The 18,240-nt window shown below is 71.3% G+C and carries 21 protein-coding genes; 20 read left to right on the top strand and 1 reads right to left on the bottom strand.

Annotated features, from left to right (window positions below; all coding sequences use genetic code 11):
- Window positions 1-119 precede the first annotated feature (119 nt).
- From ACFV9M_RS26785 to ACFV9M_RS26765, 5 genes are all read left to right on the top strand, one after another.
- On the top strand, window positions 120-647 hold the full coding sequence (locus tag ACFV9M_RS26785) for a helix-turn-helix domain-containing protein (protein ID WP_385066657.1): 528 nt from the start codon (window positions 120-122) through the stop codon (window positions 645-647).
- Between the two features lie 543 nt (window positions 648-1,190).
- Window positions 1,191-1,604 carry a hypothetical protein gene (locus tag ACFV9M_RS26780; RefSeq protein ID WP_385066655.1) on the top strand — a complete coding sequence of 138 codons (414 nt, stop codon included), beginning with the start codon at window positions 1,191-1,193 and terminating at the stop codon, window positions 1,602-1,604.
- A 134-nt stretch (window positions 1,605-1,738) separates the two neighbouring features.
- The gene (locus ACFV9M_RS26775; protein ID WP_385066652.1) at window positions 1,739-2,341 is read left to right on the top strand and encodes a phage tail protein; all 603 of its coding nucleotides are present in this window, start codon (window positions 1,739-1,741) and stop codon (window positions 2,339-2,341) included.
- A 109-nt stretch (window positions 2,342-2,450) separates the two neighbouring features.
- Window positions 2,451-2,741 carry a hypothetical protein gene (locus tag ACFV9M_RS26770; RefSeq protein WP_385066649.1) on the top strand — a complete coding sequence of 97 codons (291 nt, stop codon included), beginning with the start codon at window positions 2,451-2,453 and terminating at the stop codon, window positions 2,739-2,741.
- Between the two features lie 65 nt (window positions 2,742-2,806).
- Window positions 2,807-3,199 carry a hypothetical protein gene (locus ACFV9M_RS26765; protein WP_385066791.1) on the top strand — a complete coding sequence of 131 codons (393 nt, stop codon included), beginning with the start codon at window positions 2,807-2,809 and terminating at the stop codon, window positions 3,197-3,199.
- A 45-nt stretch (window positions 3,200-3,244) separates the two neighbouring features.
- On the opposite strand, the gene ACFV9M_RS26760 is transcribed toward ACFV9M_RS26765, so the two are convergent.
- Window positions 3,245-4,048: a hypothetical protein gene (locus ACFV9M_RS26760; protein WP_385066647.1), complete on the bottom strand. Its 804-nt coding sequence runs from the start codon at window positions 4,046-4,048 to the stop codon at window positions 3,245-3,247.
- A gap of 386 nt (window positions 4,049-4,434) precedes the next feature.
- Between ACFV9M_RS26760 and ACFV9M_RS26755 the strand changes: the two genes are divergently transcribed.
- From ACFV9M_RS26755 to ACFV9M_RS26685, 15 genes are all read left to right on the top strand, one after another.
- On the top strand, window positions 4,435-4,650 hold the full coding sequence (locus ACFV9M_RS26755; protein ID WP_385066645.1) for a hypothetical protein: 216 nt from the start codon (window positions 4,435-4,437) through the stop codon (window positions 4,648-4,650).
- A 43-nt stretch (window positions 4,651-4,693) separates the two neighbouring features.
- A complete protein-coding gene (locus ACFV9M_RS26750) occupies window positions 4,694-5,122 on the top strand; it encodes a DUF3592 domain-containing protein (protein WP_385066643.1) in 429 nt (142 codons plus the stop codon).
- A 79-nt stretch (window positions 5,123-5,201) separates the two neighbouring features.
- Entirely contained in the window at window positions 5,202-5,969 is a 768-nt protein-coding gene (locus tag ACFV9M_RS26745) for a hypothetical protein (protein WP_385066641.1), read from the top strand.
- Window positions 5,970-6,028: 59 nt separating this feature from the next.
- A complete protein-coding gene (locus ACFV9M_RS26740) occupies window positions 6,029-7,225 on the top strand; it encodes a phage tail protein (protein WP_385066638.1) in 1,197 nt (398 codons plus the stop codon).
- A gap of 1,304 nt (window positions 7,226-8,529) precedes the next feature.
- Window positions 8,530-9,450: a phage distal tail protein gene (locus ACFV9M_RS26735; protein ID WP_385066636.1), complete on the top strand. Its 921-nt coding sequence runs from the start codon at window positions 8,530-8,532 to the stop codon at window positions 9,448-9,450.
- Between the two features lie 4 nt (window positions 9,451-9,454).
- Window positions 9,455-10,648 carry a hypothetical protein gene (locus ACFV9M_RS26730; protein ID WP_385066634.1) on the top strand — a complete coding sequence of 398 codons (1,194 nt, stop codon included), beginning with the start codon at window positions 9,455-9,457 and terminating at the stop codon, window positions 10,646-10,648.
- A gap of 50 nt (window positions 10,649-10,698) precedes the next feature.
- The gene (locus tag ACFV9M_RS26725; RefSeq protein ID WP_385066631.1) at window positions 10,699-11,916 is read left to right on the top strand and encodes a hypothetical protein; all 1,218 of its coding nucleotides are present in this window, start codon (window positions 10,699-10,701) and stop codon (window positions 11,914-11,916) included.
- 25 nt (window positions 11,917-11,941) lie between these two features.
- The gene (locus ACFV9M_RS26720) at window positions 11,942-13,132 is read left to right on the top strand and encodes a hypothetical protein (RefSeq protein ID WP_385066628.1); all 1,191 of its coding nucleotides are present in this window, start codon (window positions 11,942-11,944) and stop codon (window positions 13,130-13,132) included.
- A 27-nt stretch (window positions 13,133-13,159) separates the two neighbouring features.
- Window positions 13,160-14,257: a hypothetical protein gene (locus ACFV9M_RS26715; RefSeq protein WP_385066626.1), complete on the top strand. Its 1,098-nt coding sequence runs from the start codon at window positions 13,160-13,162 to the stop codon at window positions 14,255-14,257.
- Complete coding sequence (locus ACFV9M_RS26710) at window positions 14,254-15,390, top strand: hypothetical protein (protein ID WP_385066623.1); 1,137 nt, start codon at window positions 14,254-14,256, stop codon at window positions 15,388-15,390. The genes ACFV9M_RS26715 and ACFV9M_RS26710 overlap by 4 nt, the downstream gene beginning before the upstream one ends.
- Window positions 15,390-16,103 carry a hypothetical protein gene (locus tag ACFV9M_RS26705; protein WP_385066621.1) on the top strand — a complete coding sequence of 238 codons (714 nt, stop codon included), beginning with the start codon at window positions 15,390-15,392 and terminating at the stop codon, window positions 16,101-16,103. Before ACFV9M_RS26710 ends, ACFV9M_RS26705 begins: the two co-directional genes overlap by 1 nt.
- Window positions 16,104-16,126: 23 nt before the next feature.
- The gene (locus tag ACFV9M_RS26700; RefSeq protein WP_385066619.1) at window positions 16,127-16,696 is read left to right on the top strand and encodes a hypothetical protein; all 570 of its coding nucleotides are present in this window, start codon (window positions 16,127-16,129) and stop codon (window positions 16,694-16,696) included.
- 91 nt (window positions 16,697-16,787) lie between these two features.
- Complete coding sequence (locus ACFV9M_RS26695; protein WP_385066616.1) at window positions 16,788-17,687, top strand: peptidoglycan-binding protein; 900 nt, start codon at window positions 16,788-16,790, stop codon at window positions 17,685-17,687.
- Between the two features lie 27 nt (window positions 17,688-17,714).
- Window positions 17,715-17,951 (top strand): hypothetical protein, encoded by a 237-nt coding sequence (locus tag ACFV9M_RS26690; RefSeq protein ID WP_385066614.1) that lies wholly within the window; start codon window positions 17,715-17,717, stop codon window positions 17,949-17,951.
- Window positions 17,948-18,208, top strand: a complete 261-nt coding sequence (locus tag ACFV9M_RS26685; RefSeq protein ID WP_385066611.1) for a hypothetical protein — start codon at window positions 17,948-17,950, stop codon at window positions 18,206-18,208. The genes ACFV9M_RS26690 and ACFV9M_RS26685 overlap by 4 nt, the downstream gene beginning before the upstream one ends.
- Window positions 18,209-18,240 lie beyond the last annotated feature (32 nt).

Below are 18,240 nucleotides of genomic sequence, written 5' to 3'. Positions count from 1 at the left end.
TCGCCCCACCAGACCTCCCTAAACCGCACAAATTTTCCTGAGTGCTTGCACGAGAGCACGTAATTCCGCGCGCGCAAGCAAGCTAAACTTTGTCGCCTCCGAAGGAAGCGAGCACACAGATGACCAGCCAGGATCTGGACGCGTTCGCGGCTTGGGTCGAAGACCTGATGCGCGACCGCGGCTACGACATCGACAGTCCACGCGGCGGCGGGAAGTCCCGGATCGCGGACGAGGCGGGCGTCCACCGTGCCGCCGTCACCCGCCTGCTGCAGCGCCAGAGCATGCCGGACCTCGAGACCACCCGCCGGCTCGCCCGCGTGCTGGGCGTGCCGGTCCGCGACATGCTCATCCGTTCCGGCCGGCTGACCGCCGAGGAACTGGCCGATCCCCACGAGTTCTTGGCGTCTCCCACCCCGAGCGCCGAGTTCGGCCGGCGGCCGACCCTGGAGGAGGTCGCCGACCTGCTGGGCGTCCCCGCCGACCGGCGGGAGATGTTCGTCAGAGTCGTGGAGCAGTTCCTCCCGAACGAGGCGGAGGCGGAGGCGGAGGCAGCGACCGAAGCCGCGACTGCGGCCGCGGTCGGCGCGCGTGACGGGCGGGTGCTGATGGAAGCGGCGGCGACGGGCACATCCCCCGCCACCGACTGATCCGACCCCGACCGCGCCCCGGCGAATGGTCCGATCGACGAGCACCCGTGGGCCGACGGGGGCCCGTTCGACGGCCACGACGGAGGAGCGGCAGCCGGAACGGCGGCACCAAGCCCGACGCCGGCACTACGACAGCACAGCAACACAGCACACAGCCGCGAGGCACCACGGCACCGCAGCACAGCAGCACGGGCGTGACCTCCCCCAGCTCTCCGACACACGCCCCACCTCCCCACGCTTCACCCCCGCACGTCCCACCGCCCCATCCGCCACTTCCCCACTCCCCACCCGCCACTCCCCACCTGCCTCACCTCCCCCACCTGCACTTCCGCCCCTCCGGCACCTCCCCTCGCAACTGCCACGCCGATTTAGTTGCGTGCGCGCACGCTCGTCTGTCACAGTTGGTGCAGCGGCGGAGCTGTGCCCGCGACGCGGGTCGCACTCGTCGCCGTACGCCGGGCCGAGGCGCCGCGTCCTCCCCCGCCCCTCTCGCGGCGCCCGCCCGGCGGCCTTCCCCTTCTTCCCGGCGAGGTGACCCGGCACATGACCACACCCACCCCACCGAGCGCCTTCCCGGACGTCGAGGCCCTGGTCGTCGACATCCTGGAGGCCGACTCGGCCCTGTCCACGGCGCTCGTCGCCGTGGAGCCGCCCGAGAGTTTCGACGGCACGACCTCGGCCGTGCTCGTCAACCGGCGCGGCGGCGCCTGGGTCGGCGAACTCCACGTCGACCAGCCGCTGATCGAGATGGAGGTGTACGGCCCGACCAAGCAGGCCGCGCACGTCCTGGCCAACGCGGCCCGCCGCGCGCTGCTGGCCGCCGCCGGCAACCGGTACGGCACCAACCTCATCACCGAGGTGACCGAGGAGGACGGCCCGCGCTGGCTGCCCGACTACCTCTACACCGCGGCCAACCGCTACGTGAGCGTGCACAAGGTGTACCTGGACGTCTACTGACGCGTCCGGGCACGGCTCGCCCGAGCGGACCCGCCCCACAGACCGAAGGCCCTGCCGTCCCGGCGGGGCCTTCGCCGTACCCGCACACGGTCGGGTACGGCACCACCCCACCCCCGTAACAAGGAGATCCCACCATGGCAGGCACCAACTCCTCCGAGATCCGCATCGCCGGAGTCGGCCGGCTCTACGTCGCCGACCCCGACACCGCCGTGCCGACGACCTTCTCCACCGACCCGTCCACCGACTGGGCGACCGGCTGGAAGGACCTCGGCTTCACCTCCGGCGAGGGCGTCACCTTCAGCAAGAAGGACAAGCTGGAGCCGGTCGACGTGTGGCAGGCCGTCAGCCCGGTGCACTTCGTGTACTCGGACCGCGACCTGACCCTGAAGTTCTCGCTGCTGCAGTTCAACGAGGACACGCTGCCGTTCTTCATGGGCGGCAGCGCCGTCGAGCCCGTCACCGGCTCCACGGGCGTCTACAAGTACGACATCGCCGACCGCCCGTACGCCGACGTGCGCGCCCTCGGCCTGGAGTTCACGGACGTCCGGGCCGGCGACAACGCGGGTGTGACCTACCGCTTCGGCATCCCGCGCGGCCAGGTCACGGCGGCGGACGACATCAAGCTGGCCCGCAAGTCGCCGGCCCAGCTCGGCATCACCTTCACGGCGATGGCGGGCACCGACGGCTCGTCGCTCGCCAGCTTCGTGATGAAGGACGCCTCGTACGCCGGGTCCTGACCCACCGGGGCGGGGCGGGGCCCACCCCGGCCCCGCCCCACCCCGGGCCCCATCGCTCTTCCTCTCTCTTCCCAGCCGGCTTCCCGGACTCCAAGGAGCACGCATCACCATGGCCCGTTTCGACGTCAACGCCGCCCGCGCCCAGCGCCTCGAAGCCCTCGGCCGCACCTGGTCGTTCGAGCTCGACGGCGACACCTTCACGCTGCCCACCGAGCTGACCCGCGCCACCGCCCGCGCCCTGCGCGAGCTCGACGACAACGACGTCGACGGACTGCTCGGCCTGCTGATGGGCGAGGAGCAGTTCGCCCGCTTCGCCCAGCACGAGATCACCATGCAGGACATCGCCGCGATACTCGAGGCCTACGGCAAGGAGACCGGGCTCGGCCTGGGGGAAGGCTGAGCCTCGTCGGGTTCGTCGACGAACACGCCGAGGCCCTCGAAGCCGACCTGCTCCGCTACTACGGCATCGACCTGCTCGACTGGCACCGCGACCGCCTCTCCGCGCGGCGGCTCGCGGTGCTCATCAAGCACCTTCCGCGCGACAGCGCCCTCAACCGGGACCTGCACGGTGAGGCCGCCGAGTGGTCGGTGACGGACCACCTGCTGGCCGCAGCCGTGGACCATCTGGCGGCGGCCAACTGGATGTTCGCCTGCGTCAACACCGCCGAGGACGGGGATCAGCCGGAGCCTCCGGTGCCGGTGCCGCGGCCGGGCGACGGGAGGGACGACGGGGACGCGGACGTGTCCGCCGGTACGCCGTCCGACCCGAACGCCCCGCAGGGAGACCCGGCCCCCGACGGCGGCGACGGCCGGGGCGAGGCGCCGTCCGCCGCCCAACTGGCGCGGTTCTTCGGCTGACCCGCTACGGCCGGGTCGCGCATCGGCTCACCCCACCCCGGTGGTTCAGCGCGAACCCGGCGCCCCCGGCTGCTCGTCCCGCCGCCGTCCGCCCGCCCGGCCCTCCAGGTCGTCGGCGAGGGCGCGGGCCCGGTCCGACAGCCGACGCCGTTCGTCGCCCCCGTCGCCCGTGGGATCAGCGGGCTCCGCCGGGGACCGGTCGCCGGGTTCCGTCCGCCGTCCCCTGTCCCGCCCGTTCCCCGGCCCGTTCTCGGCGGGCCGGTCCAGCGGGGGCACGCTGGGGCGGCCGTTGCGGCGCACCACCGGACGGCGCTCCGAGGGAGTCGGCCGCTTCTCGCGCACCTCGCGTGCGGAGAGGAGGAAGTCACCCGACGCGCCACCGCTCCGGTCGGCCGGGGCGTCCTCCTCCGGAACCCCCGGCGGGGACGGGGAAGGCGGGGGCACCGGTGTCCCGTCCGCCACCGACCGCTCCCGCTCGCCGCGTTCCTCTACTCGCGTCACCTCGGATGGGGGCCGCAGCAGCTGGACGTAGGGCAGCGGGATGACCTCGCCGCCCGGTGCGCCCTCGGGCCGGCGGGCCCGGCGCGGCCGCCGGCCGGTGCGGGCGTCCTCCTGCCCCTGGAGGTAGGCGGCGGTGATCCGCTCCTCGTACGCGCGCCGGATCGCGGGGAGCTGCTCGGCGACCACGTCGGCCCAGCCCGCGCTGTAGGCGGCCATCTCACGCCGGTCGAGTTCGACGCGGGGCAGGACGACGAGGTCGCTCGGGTCATGGCCGAGGCGGAGCACGATCTCGGACACGCGGGCGATGAGGTGCGGCAGGTCCGAGGCCTGTTCGAGCCAATCGATCACATGATCATGTCGCGCGTTGCTCGCGTCGCCGTCCACCCCGTGATGCCCTGCTCTCGTCCTAGCCCCATCGCGCCCCCCAGCGCGAGGACGACTCCCCGTCGCCGTCCACCGTCGTCCGACGGACCCTCAGATCGCCTGTCGAGCCCGCTCGTTCACTCCATATTCATCGACGTGAGAACCGGGCGGATCCTACTCCACCTACCTGACACGACCTCCACCGCACCCCGTATCGCCGCAGGTCCGGCCCGCGATGCGACGGAGAGTCCTCGACAAACACGGAACGGCACCACAGGATTACTCGTACACTAGTTCGAACACACGTTTCGAACGCCCCAGAGGCGCCACCAGTACCACAGCCCAGCGGACAGACCGGAAAGCAGGCCGACATGGCGACTGGCACGAGCAACTCCCCGAAGCAGCCGATCGACACCTACACCCGCCTCGCCCACCTCCTGCACACCACGGCCCCCGACCGCGAGGCCCTGCTCGACCGGGTGTACGAGGAACTGCTCGCCCGGGAGTCCCGCGCCTACGCCGCCGGCTGGTCGGACGCACTGACGGAGGCGCGGCGGGCCCGGCGCCCCCACCCAGGCCAGTTCTGAGGAGCGCGGGAGCGGTCACGACCCCAGCGAGTACGGTCCCGGCATGACGATCGAGCGGCTGGGTGGCGGCTTCGCCGCCGCCATCACCGGCATCCTCTGCATAGTTTTCGCTGTCCAGCTTCTCAGCCGGTGCCGGCTGCGGTGGCGCGGCGTCAGGACGACGGCCGAGCTGGTCCGCTTCCGCACGGCGACCGAGGAAGACGGCCACGAGCTGTATTACGCCGTTGTGACCTTCATCCTGCCCGACGGCACCGAGGTGACAGCCGAGACGAGCGAAAGTGTCCGCCATCGTCCGCACGGTGTGCAGGAGGGCGACCGTACCGAAGTTCTGTACGACCCGGCCGCACCGACCGTCTTCACCCTTCCATCCGTCCTGCCGGGGCAGCTCAGAACGACCGAGATCCTCTCGCTGTGCGCCGGCTGCCTGGCCCTGGCCGCCCTCACCTGGCTGATCCTCGCGGATACGTTCTGAGACCACGGTTCACACCCGTCACACCCGAAGAGGGCCCGGCTCCCACAGCCGGGCCCTTCCTGCTGTTCAGGGAGAACACATGGGACGAGACCCCGCACAACTCGACACGGACCTGACCACCGCCGAGGACGACATCAGGGCCATCAAAAAAGAGTTGGGGAGCATCCCCTCCGGTAACCGCAAGACCGTCCTTGATCGCCTTACCGAACTGGAGAAGCTGACGCCAGTCGTCACACAGCTCGGGGCGGATGTGAAAACCCACGGAGCCGACATCACCACTCTGAAGGAGAAGATGAAGACGTATCGGTGGATGCTACTCGGCGCCGTCGCCGGCCTGCAGTTCTTCAAGCTGGACATCCAGGGTTTCAAGATGGACATCACCCTTTTCAAAGAGTGGAAGAAGAAAGACGTCGCCGAGGGATTCAAGAACGCAGCGAAGCACACCAAGGCACTGTTCAGTGCACAGGCCAGGGCCACACTTGCCGGAGAGAAGCAGCGGAAGGCGGACGAAAAGCGACTCAAGGACGATTTCGAAGCAGCCCTCAAGGGGATTCCCCAGCGGGTCGATACGCTGGAAGAAGCAGTCACACCGAGCGCCCTGCGCAAGAAACTGGATCCCTTCTATTACCAGAAGTCCCACGCCGAAGACCTGCGCAAGGGAATCAGTCGCGCCCAGGACACAGCGGACAAGGCAAATCGCGACATCGACTCCCTCCGTACCAAACTGCGTCAGAGTGGCAGCGCGGGTGCTCCCAAGCCCCCGCAGATGAAGAGCAGCGCCAGGCAGGAAGTCACCAGACTCAGGGCCTCCGTCACCGCTTTGAGTCAGGCCTTGGCAAGCATCTGAGCGCGACGGGCCGGGCCGGTTCAGCCGCGGCCCAACACTGCGAAAGGACCGAGTAACGGATGTCTCTCGTTCGAGCACTCGACAGATCGGCCTCCGGGCTCAAGAATATTCAGACCCAGGCGAGCTCAGCCGGCGCCGCTGTGAAGAGCGTCGGCGACAGGGCGAAGGCCGGAGAAGGTCAGCTCAAGCAGTTCAAGAGCGCCACCCAGGGCGCCGAAAAGGAACTCAAGGACCTCAAGACCGCCTCCGACCAGGCCGAGAAGTCCATTTCCAAGGCGGGCAAGACCGGCTCCACCGCGGGCAAGAACCTCGGCAAGTACGAGTCCGGGGCGAGCAAGGCGGCCAAGGGCCAGGACAAGATGAACAAGTCGATGAAGGGCAACTTCTTCGGCATGCTCATGGACCTGCTCATGCCGCTGATCCAGAAGGTCGTCGAGATGGCGACCAGGTCGAAGACCATGCAGAAGGTCCTGCAGACCGCCTTCGGCGTCATCAAGTCCGTGATCAGCACCGTCATGAAGGCCATCGGGCCGATCATGAAGAACGCCGCCAAGCTGATCAAGTCGGTCTGGAACGGCATCAAGACGGCGATCTCGGCGGTCGTCAAGGCCGTCGCCACCGTCATCAAGACCTACGTCGCCATCTGGAAGAAGGTCATCACCACCGCGCTGAACGCGATCAAGACGGTCGTCTCCAGCGTCTGGAAAGGCATCAAGGCCGTCATCTCACCCGTCGTCAACTGGGTCAAGTCCGCCATCCCGAACGCCTTCCGGGCCGTCAAGGACAAGCTCTCCAGCATCTGGGGCGGCCTGAAGGGCATCGCGGGCCGGGCCTTCGACGGCATCAAGAGCGCGGTGAAGGGCCCGATCAACGGCGTCATCGGCATCATCAACCGCGCGATCGGCGCCCTCAACGGCATCAAGGTGTCGATCCCCGGCTGGGTCCCCGGCGTCGGCGGCAAGACCTTCGGCGTCAGCCTGCCGAGGATCCCCATGCTGGCCACCGGCGGTGTCGTCCTGCCCCGCTCCGGCGGTGTCCCGGCGATCCTCGCCGAGGCCGGTGAGGCGGAGGCCGTCCTGCCGCTGAGCAAGCTCGACCGGCTGCTGAAGCGGGCCGCCGCCCAGGGCCCGGCCTTCGCCGGAGCCGGCGGGTCGAGCGGCGGCGCGCTGACCATCGAGCACTACTACGCGGCCGAGGACACCAGCCCCCAGCGAACTGCCGACGCCCTGATGTTCCTGGCGAAGGCGCGCGGATGAGTGCCGCAGCGACAGCGGCAGGCGGCCTGCCGTACGACCCTCTGGCCGGCGCGGCGCCCTTCTTCGAGACGTTCCGGGCCAGGCTGCAGCTCGGCAACCAGGCCGTCCGGTCCCTCACCGGAAAGATCAGGAACGCCGCCACCGCCACCGACCGCGTCCGCACCGCGACCGACCAGGCCGCAACCGCCGTCCAGCTGACCAAGACGACCGCCGAGGCAGCCACCCGCTCCCTCACCAAGGCGGGGCAGAGCGCCGGCACCGCCGCGACCGGGGTGAGATCCTTCGGCTCCCGGGCCAAGAGCTCCCGCCGCAACCTCACCGACCTCGCCTCCGCCGCCGCCGGCATCCTCTCCCTGGCCGCCGGCCTCATCGACATCGCCGGCCTCGTCGGCGACCTCATGAGCGCCTTCGGCACCGCCATGACCATAGGCGCCGGCGTCATGCTGATCATCAACGCCCTCACCCGCGCCAACCCCATCGGCTTCGTCACGGGCCTGCTCCTCCCGGTCGCCGGATGGCTGATCGACCTGGCGCTGAACTCGGAGACCGGGCAGCGGCTGATGGAGCAGCTCGCCACGCTCGTGCTCAAGTACGTCGAGGGCTACCTGACCGCCATGACCCCGCTGCTCAAGGCCATCGCGAGCGCGGTGAACACGTACGTCACCGCCTACCTGGGCGTGATCACCACCGCGCTCACCGTCATCGGCGCCCTGGTCGGCACCGGGTTCGCCGTGCTGAAGGCGCTGACCACCGGGGACACCCGGGCGCTCAGCGGCAAGGTGTCGTCGATCTGGCGGGGGTTCAAGGACCGGATCAAGCCGGCCCTGACGTGGATCACCCAGGACGTCCCCCGGATGTTCACCCGGGTCAAGGAGGCGACCTCCCGCACGCTGAACGCGCTGGGGCAGTTCGTCACCACCGGCGCCCAGACGTTCGCCGGTGTGGTCAAGGGGCCGATCCAGGGGCTGATCGCGTTCGCCAACTGGGTCATCGACAAGCTCAACGGCCTCAGCTTCAGCCTGCTCGGCAAGAAGTTCGGCGTCGACATCGACAAGATCCCGATGCTCGCCGAGGGCGGCGTCGCCGTCCCGGGCGCCTCCGCGCGGGCGGGCCGGGTGCTGCCGCTGACCGACCTGGAACGCCGGCGCGCGCTCGCGCGCGGCCGGCGGACGGCCACGGCCCAGGCCCCCCACCGCGTCAAGGAGTTCCACGAGAGCCGGGGCGCCGGCGCCCGCTCCACCGCCGAAGACCTGCTCTTCCTCGCATCCGCCCACGCCTGCCCATGACTGTGAGGTGACGGCCCGATGGCCGAGACGACCACAACCGCATACACCGAAGACGTGGCCCCCGGCTCACTCATCACCCGCGACGGGCAGATGCAGTGGGCCGGACTGCTGCTGGGGCCCGGCACGCCGTACGAGATCGACCGCGGCGGCCTGACCGGCTGGGAGGACCTGCCCGAGTACGACTCCTCGGACGCCGACCACCCGACCGCGCACGGCGCCTGGCCGGGCGCCCGCTACGCCAAGCCCCGCAAGGTCGGTGCCACGGTGTGGACCGTGCCGGCGAGCAGCGGCACCGAGTCCTCGCTCACCGCCACCCGCGCCCTGCGCCAGGCCCTCCTGCTGGGCGACTCCGAGCGCTGGCTGGCCGTGCGGCTGCACGGCGAGACCCTGGCCGTGCGGGCCCGGGTCAGCCAGCGGGTGCTGGCCGCCGACCGGACGTACACCACGCAGGGCGTCTCCCGGGCGTCGGTGCAGTGGTACGCCACCGACCCGCGCCGCTACTCGGTCACCGAGCAGACCGCCGTCACCGGCGCCCCGCAGCCGGAGAGCGGTCTGACCTGGCCGCTGACCTGGCCGCTGTACTGGGGCCAGACGGCCTCCACCGGTGACGTCAACGCCGAGAACTCCGGTTCCGCCCCCACCCACCCGGTGATCACCTTCACCGGGCCGTGCGGCAATCCGACCGTGACGGACCGCTCCTCGTCCCGCCGCCTGCGCTACCAGATCGCGCTCGCCGCCGGCGACGAGCTCACCGTCGACACCGCGGCCGGGACGGTCACCCTCAACGGCACCGCCTCCCGCCGCAACACCGCCGCCGCCGACAGCAGCCCCGAGGAGCTGTTCGCCTTCGAGCCGGGCCGCGCCCAGCTGGCGTTCCGCCCCGACACCTACGACACCGGCGCCCGGATGACCGTCCGCTGGCGCGCGGCGGAGTGGTGATCGCATGACCGTGCGGAGCGCCTGGCTCACCGAGACCGGCCAGACCCGGGAGGACACCCGGGTCACGCTGTCCGGTCTGCTCACCCCGAACGCCCTGGTGGCGGAGAACGTCCCGCTCAAGGCGCGGGGAGGCATCGTCCCCGGCGGTTTCACCCTCACCGGCGCCACCGGGGGCATGTCCTTCACCATCGGCGCCGGCCGCGCCTTCGTACAGGGCGGCCGGACCGGCCAGGGCACCTACCCGGTGGCCGTGACCGAGCCGGAGACCCTGACGGTGACCGACGGCGACGCCCAGTACGACCGTGTCGACCTCGTCGAACTGGTCGTCCGGGACGACGTCCACGACGGCAGCGGCGCCACGGAGGCCGTCGTCCGCCTGGTCACGGGCACCCCCTCGGCCACCCCGGTGGCGCCGAACAGCCCCGACGGCAGCGCCCTGCCGCTCTACCTGATCAAGGTGCCCGTCGGGGCGTCGGCCGGTGCCGGCGGCGTGAACTGGACCGGCGCGGTCACCAACCTGCGCTACCCGACGGTGGCCCTCGGCGGGATCGTCCCGGCGAGCGGCTTCAACGGCGCGTACGCCGGCCAGTACCGGGACAACTCGGGCGTCCTGGAGCGCTGGAACGGCACCGCCTGGGTCGCCTACCCCAGGGCCGTCGGCGGCATCGCACCGTCCGGCGCGCTCACCACCGGCACCTATGTCGGCCAGTACCGCGAGGACGCCACCGGCCTGCTCCAGCGCTGGAACGGCTCGGCCTGGCAGTACGCCGAGGGCCGCACGACCGTGCTGCTCAGCGTCTCGCAGACCACGGCGCAGTCCGTGCCCACCGGCGTGTGGACGCAGATCAGCATGCAGAGCACCGACGTGGACGACGCCGTCGGCTGGTCGGGCTCCAACACCTACACCGTGCCCAGGGCCGGCTGGTGGCGGGTGTCGGCCAACATCACCTGGTTCACGGAGGCCACCACCGGCAACCGCGGCGCGCGCGTCTACGTCAACGGCACCGGTGTCCCGCGCGCCACCTGGCTGATCGGCGCGGGTCCGGGCGCGACCAGCGTCGGCGGCAGCGGCCTGCTCAAGCTGGCGGCCGGCGACAAGCTCGCCCTCTACGGGATGCAGCAGTCGGGCTCCACCATCACCACCCTCGGCGGCTCGGGCTACGCCACCAACCTCGCGGCCGAATGGCTCAGGTCCTGACGGGCCCCTCACCTTCCCCATCGCTTCCGGAGATCACAGGAGACCAGCAGATGAACCTGCGCAGCTCATGGGTGGCCGAGACCGGCCAGACCCGCGAGGACACCCGCCTGACCCAGATCGGCGCGACCACCCCGGCCAACCCGCTGGAGGTCCGCTCCGGCATCCTGCCCGGCTCCTACGACGGCCTCTACCGCCTCGCGGGCTTCTGGCTGGAGGGCAGCGCGGGCACCATGAACGCGACCGTCCACGAGGGCCGGGCCGTCATCCAGGCCGACGGCAACCAGGGCGCCTACCCGGTCACCCTCGCCGAGCCGATCGCCCTCACCTTCGCCGACGGCCAGGCCCAGGACCGCTACGACATGGTCGTCCTGCGGATCTACGACGACCTGTACGACGACCTCGGCGAGACCAAGGCCGCCGTCGAGGTCATCCAGGGTGCCCCGGCCTCCGACCCGGTGGTGCCCGCGCTGCCGGACATCGTGCTGCCGATCTACCAGGTCCGGGTCCGGGCCGGGATCAGCGCCGGCGCCGGCGGCATCAACTGGAACAACGACGCCGTGGACCTGCGCACGCCCACCGTCGCGATCGGCGGCATCCTGCCGGCCGTCGGCGACACCGGCAACGGCGCCTACCCGGGCCAGTACCGGGACTCCGGCGGCGCGCTCCAGCGCTGGGACGGCTCCGCCTGGGTGTCGTACCCGAGCGCGCTGGGCGGGATCGCCCCGGCCGGCACGGTCACCGCGGCCAGCTACACCGGCCAGTACCGCGACAGCTCCGGCGGACAGCTCCAGCGGTGGAACGGCTCGACGTGGGTGTCGTACCAGCCGGTGCCGGCCTGGACCGACTACACGCCCAAGTGGAGCGCCGAGACCGGCACCGCGCCCGCCATCGGCAACGGCACCCTGGCCGGCTCGTACCTGAAGACGGGCACGGCCGTGCACGTCCGGATCTACCTCAAGATCGGTTCGACGACCAACCTGTCGGCCCAGGCCGCCAACGGCAACTGGAACTTCTCGCTGCCGGTCCCGCCGGTCTCCACGGCCTGGAAGCTGGACACCCGGGGGATGCACCTGGTCGGGTACGACACCTCCGCGACCCTGTCGTACTCGGGCAACGGCTCGCTCGGGATCCTGAGCGGCGTCGGCGTCGTCCGCTATCTCCGCGACAACCGGTCGACGTCCGTCGCCCTGTGGGACAAGGGCTTCCCCTTCACCTGGGCGACCGGCGACGTGCTGTCGATCTACGGCACCTACGAATCCGCCTCCTGACCCGGCCGTACGCGAAGGGATCGACATGAACGCACGTTCCGCCTGGCTGTCCCCCGACGGCCAGACCCGGGGGGACACACGGGTCACCCAGGTCGGCGCCGTCACCCCGGTCACCGACGCCAAGGGACGCTCCGGCGTGCTGCCCGGCTCCGAGGGCGGCCAGTACCGGCTCACCGGCCTGTGGCTGACCGGTACGGCGGGCACCATGTCCGCCACGGTGGGCGTGGGCCGGGCGGTGATCCAGTCGACGATCGCCCGCGGCGCCTACCCGGTCACCGTCACTGAACCGGTCCCCCTCACCTTCTCCGACGGCAACCCGCAGTACGGCCGGATCGACCTGGTCGTCCTGCGCGTCTACGACCACGACCACGACGGCTCGGGCCGCTACGAGGCCGCCGTGGAGATCGTCGAGGGCGAGGCGAAGGCCCTGCCCGTGGCGCCCGGCGCCCCGGACGCCTCGCTGCCGCTGTTCACCGTGGCCGTCGCGGCAGGCCTGAGCGCCGGCACCGGGGGCATCGCCTGGGACACCGCCCGCGTCGATCTGCGCCCCACCACCGTCGCCGTCGGCGGCATCCTGCCGACCCGCTCCGACGACACGGCACCCGGCGGCTACCCCGGCGCCTACCGGGAGGTCGGCGACACCCTCCAGCGCTGGAACGGGTCCGCCTGGGTGCCGTACCCGAAGGCCGTCGGCGGCATCGCGCCGGCCGGCGCGGTCACCGCCGGCGGCTACACCGGCCAGTACCGGGAGTCGTCCACCGGCGTCCTCCAGCGGTGGAACGGCTCGGCGTGGGTGTCGGCCGTGACGCCGCCCCTGTACGTGGGATCCCTGGACGCCGGGTCCACCGCGTCCACGACCTACACGGCGGCCTTGGCCGGGACGACGGTCACCGCGCTGACCCTGAACTTCTACGGTCCGAGCACCGGCGCGGCACTGCTGCACTTCGGCGCCCGCATGACGACGACGGGCAGCAGCACCGCCAGCGCGTACATGGCCCCGCAGATCAGCCAGAACGGCACGGTGACCTTCGCGCCGAACGACGAGTACGCGGCCGCCTACGGCGGCACGGTCGCCGCCTCGGTCGGGACCATGTGGCGGCTGTACAGCCTCACGCCCGGCCTGCTGTACACGATGACCGCCATGCACCGCTCCAGTGACGCCGCGGTCACCTGCTGGTTCGACAACATCTTCATGCGCGTCGAAGCGATCAACTGACCTCACGCCTCCCCGAAAGGAGTCGACATGCCCGTACGCTCCGGATGGCTGTCCCCCGACGGCCAGTCCCGCGAGGACACCCGGCTCGTCTCGCTCGGCGCCCTCACCCCCGCCTCTCCCGTCGCCACCCGCTCCGGCATCCTGCCGGGCTCCTCCGACGGCCAGTACCGCATCTCCGGCTTCACGCTGACCGGCACCACCGGCACCATGAGCGCGACGGTCAGCCCCGGCCGGGCCGTCGTGCAGAGCACCGACGCCCGGGGCGCCTACCCGGTCGCGCTGACCGAGTACCTGACGCTCGCCTTCAGCGACGGCAACGCCCAGTACGACCGCATCGACCTGGTCGTCCTGCGCGTCTACGACCACGACCACGACGGCGAAGGCCGCTACGAGGCCGCCGTCGAGATCGTCGAGGGCACGGCCGCCGCCCTGCCGACGGTCCCCACCGCGCCCGGCCTGTCCCTCCCGCTGTACGAGGTGCGGGTCCCCGCGGGTGCGAGCACGGGCACCGGCGGCGTCCCCTGGACCACGGCCCTCACCGGACGCCGCACGGCCACGGTCTCGGCCGGCGGCATCCTGCCCGTCACCACCGACACCAGCAACGGCGCCTACCCCGGCCAGTACCGGGACCTCAACGGCCAGCTCCAGCGCTGGAACGGCACCGCCTGGGCCGACTACCCGGTCCTGCCGACCTGGCAGAGCTGGACGCCGACGTGGACGACCAGCAGCGGCCTCGCGGCGCCGGCCTACGGCAACGCCACGGTGAGCTGCCGGTACCTGAAGTCCGGTACAACCGTGCACCTCAACTTCCTGATCTCCTTCGGCAGCACCACCAACTTCGGCACGAGCCCCGCCACGTCCGACAACTGGCGGTTCTCTCTGCCGGTGCCGGCCGCGAGAACCCAGCCGGTCGTCGGTTTCGCCGAGCTCGCCCTGGAGAACGCCAGCCGGATCATCTCCCGCGTGACCATCTCCACCACGACAACGTTCGAACTGGTGATCTCATCGGGGCGGCCCAACGCCACCGCGCTCACCAACACCGGTGTCGTGGACTCCCTGTCGCCGTGGACCTGGACGAGCGGCAGCGGCTTCATCGGCACCGCCACCTACGAGGCGGCCTCATGAGCACCACCACCCCCTACCGCGCGATCTTCTGCGACCTCCTCACCGACCGCACCATCGACATCCTGCCGCTGCGCGACGTCACCGTCGACGACTACATCGGCAAGGCCGGCTCCCTGTCGGGCACCATCCCCGTGCCCGACGCGGAGATGGCCGCCCGGGTCCGCCGCATCGAGGAGGGCCGCACCTCGGTGTACCTCCAGCGCGGCGACGACCTGTGGTGGGGCGGCATCATCTGGACGTCCACCCTGCAGAGCGACGACCGGGGCGTCCTCACCCTCGGCATCCAGGCGGCCACCTTCGAGTCGTACGCGGGCCGCCGCCGCATCCGGGCCACCACCGACGCCTACGACGCCGCGTACGAGCTGAAGTTCGCCAACCGGTACCAGTTCGACATCGTCCGCGGTCTGTGGACCGACCTCCAGACCGCGCTGCCCGGCGGCGGCATCGGCATCACGTACGGGACCGAGTACTCCGGGGTGAAGCGGACGGTCACCTACCGGGACGGCGACGAGACCGTCTACCTGGAGGCGATCGACGCGCTCGCCGCGCTGGAGAACGGCTTCGAGCACCACATCGCCGTCTACCGCGACCCGGCCACCGGGGCGCGCGTGCGCCGGCTGCGCCTGGGCAGCCCCAGGATCGAGATCGGCAGCAGCGACCTGGTGATGGACCGGCCGGGCACGATCCTGTCGTACTCCTTCCCGCGCGACGCCACCCGCGGCGGCACCACGGCCCGCGCCCGCGGCGCCTCCGTCAACACCAACCAGGCCGAGGAGTCCCGGCCGCTGACCTCGAAGGCCGCGGTCGCGACGGACCTGATCGAGAAGGCCGGCTACCCGCGCATCGACCTGTCCTCCGACCACAACGACATCACCGACCCCGACACCCTGAACGCCCTGGCCGGCGCCGAACTGGACGCGGGCACCGGCGCGGTGGTGATCCCCGAGATCACCGTCCGCCTCGACGACCTGGTGCCGCCGGCGCTGCTCGGCCGCACGGTCCGGATCCGGATCACCGACGAGTGGTGGACCGAGGGCCTCGACGCCCGCTACCGGATCATCGGCGTCAAGGTCAGCCCGGCCCAGCGGGGCCGCCCCGACACCGCCGAGCTCTATCTGGAGGAGGCCGCCTGATGCCCCAGCTCCCCGAAGACATCATCGACCGGCTGACCCAGATGGAACGCCGGATCCAGCAGCTGTCGACGGCCGTCAACAACCGGCCGGCGCTCAACAAGATCGCCGGTGGCGGGGTGGAGATCACCGACGGCGGCTACCTGTACGTACGGCCGCCGGACGGCGGTCCGGCCGTGTTCGCGGTCGGAGCCTGGAGCGGCGACGAGTACGGCATGGCGATGCGCCGCCAGACCGGCTCCCTCGCGATGAGCCTGCACAACGGCGACGGCTCCAGCACCTCGCTCCAGCCCCTGCGGATCTTCGACAACGGCGGCCGGGAGGTCTTCTCGGACGACGTCAACAACGGCGGCCTCGCCCGGCCCTGGCTGACCATGCTGCCCCCGCAGGACAGCACGGTCACCCGCTGGCCGCAGACCGCGGCGACCACCTGGACGACCGTCGCGATGTCGTACAACGTCGTCTGGCAGCCGAAGATGCGGCTCCTCATCAGCACCCGGGTCAGCTCCGGCGGCGCCGGCTCCGTCCAGGTCCTCGTCAACGGCGCCGAGTGGGGCACGGCCGTCACCGCCGGCTCCGACTTCGACCAGATGGGCCTGATCAGCAGCGACTTCGCCTCGATCTACGGCACGGCGGTCAAGTTCGAGATCCAGGCCAAGGCCACGACCGGCACCGTCTACGCCAATCCCATACTCATGCACGGCCGCCAGAGCTGACACCCGAGGAAGGCATCGCATCCATGGACATCGACACCAGCCAGCCCTGGGGCCTCGCGATCGACTACGCCGGCCGCGCCACGATCACCGAGGCGGGCCACACGATCAACGTCAACCTCTTCGACACCAGCTACAGCAGCGTCATCGCGCCCGACTCGATCACGGGGACCTACCTTCCGGTCTACGTCACGGCCCAGTTCAGCGAGACCGGTGAGAACAACACCCTCCTGCGCGGTTACGGCCGCGTCACCGTCCAGCCCGTCGGCACGGACCCCGTCGTCCCCGACCAGACGGCCGTCCAGCGGGCGGTCGCCGCGGCGCTGGCGGACTTCCAGGCCAACACGGCGGCGTATGCGGCGCTGTGCGCGGCGTGGACGACGGGCGACGGCGACGGCACCGGCGACGGAGACGGTGACGGCACGGGCGACGGAGACGGCACCGGAACCGGCGAAGGCGACGATGTGATCGTCGGCGACGAGCCCGACTCGGGGACGGGAACGGACACCGGCGAAGACACCGGCACCACCGACACCACCACCGACACAGGCACCACCGGCACCACCCCGGACCCCAGCACCGACCTCACCGTCTGACCCACACCCCGCTTCCCCCACCGCCCGCCCCGCGCCGCCCCACCGGCCGGGGCTTTCTCCTGTCCCGAGCGCCTCCAGGGAGGCACCGCCCATGGCCAACCCCCTCTCCGCCACCGCCCTCGTGTCCGCGCTGCGGGCCGAGGGCGTCACCGTCGTCGAACACGACGGCTGGCGCACCAACAACCGCAACCACAAGGGCAGCTGGGGCCCGGTCAACGGTGTGGTCGTCCACCACACCGTCACCACCGGCACCAGCTCCACCGTGAGCCTCTGCTTCAACGGCCACGCCGACCTGCCCGGCCCGCTCTGCCACGGCGTGATCGCCAAGGACGGCACCGTCCACCTCGTCGGCAACGGCCGCGCCAACCACGCCGGCGCCGGCGACCCCGACGTCCTCGCCGCGGTCGCCGCGGAGAAGGCGACGCTGCCCGCCCCGAACCAGCGGACCACCGACGGCAACACCCACTTCTACGGCTTCGAGTGCGTCAACCTCGGCGACAGCAAGGACCCGTGGCCGGAGGCGCAGCTGGAGGCGATCGTGCGGGCCTCGGCCGCCCTGTGCCGGGCGCACGGGTGGAGCGCCCGCTCGGTCATCGGCCACAAGGAGTGGACCAGCGCCAAGATCGACCCGCGTGGCTTCGCCATGTCCGACCTGCGCTCCCGCATCGCGGCCCGCCTGACCAAGGCCACGACCACCCCCGCCACCGGCTCGACCTCCGGCTCCGGCTCCGCCAAGCCCACGTACCAGCCCTTCCCGGGCGCCGACTGGTTCAAGAAGAAGCCGAAGTCGGCGATCGTCACCGCGATGGGCAAGCGCCTGGTCGCCGTCGGCTGCTCGGCGTACGCCGAAGGCCCCGGACCCCAGTGGACCGAGGCCGACCGCGCGTCCTACGCCAAGTGGCAGCGCAAGCTCGGCTACAGCGGCACCGACGCCGACGGCTGGCCCGGCGCGACCTCCTGGGCCGCGCTGAAGGTCCCGTACAGCTCCTGATCACCGCACCAGAGCGAGGTACCCCCCATGTCAGTGGCCACGAAGCGGGCCCTGCGCACCGTCCTGCAGACCGCCGTCGGCCTGTGTGTCCTGCTGCCGACGGTCGTCGACACCGTGGGCGTCCCCGAGACCCTGCCCTGGGTCGCCGGAGCCCTTGCCGTGGCCGGTGCCGTGACCCGCGTCATGGCCCTGCCGGCCGTACAGGCCCTGCTGCCGTCGTGGCTGCGCACGGAGACCCCGCACAGCGAAAAGAGCGACGTGTGAACGAACCCTTCTCCGATCCGGCCGCGGTCGCCGTGGAGCTGGAGCGGCTGCGCGGCACCGTGGAGGCCGGCTTCGCCCGCGCCGACGGCCAGCTCGCGCTGCTGGTCCAGCGCAGCGACCAGACCGACAAGCAGCTGGCCGACCACGAGCAGCGCCTCGACGCCCTGGAACGCTCCCGCTGGCCGGTCGCCAGCATCGGCGCCCTGGCCGCCATGGCGACGGCGGCCGTCGCCGCCTGGGAGCTCACCGGCCGCTAGCAGTACCTACCCGCACGCCGAAGGGCGGTCCC

Source organism: Streptomyces sp. NPDC059895 (genome assembly GCF_042731035.1).
GTDB lineage: Bacteria > Actinomycetota > Actinomycetes > Streptomycetales > Streptomycetaceae > Streptomyces.
This window is presented reverse-complemented; position numbering and strand designations above follow the sequence as displayed.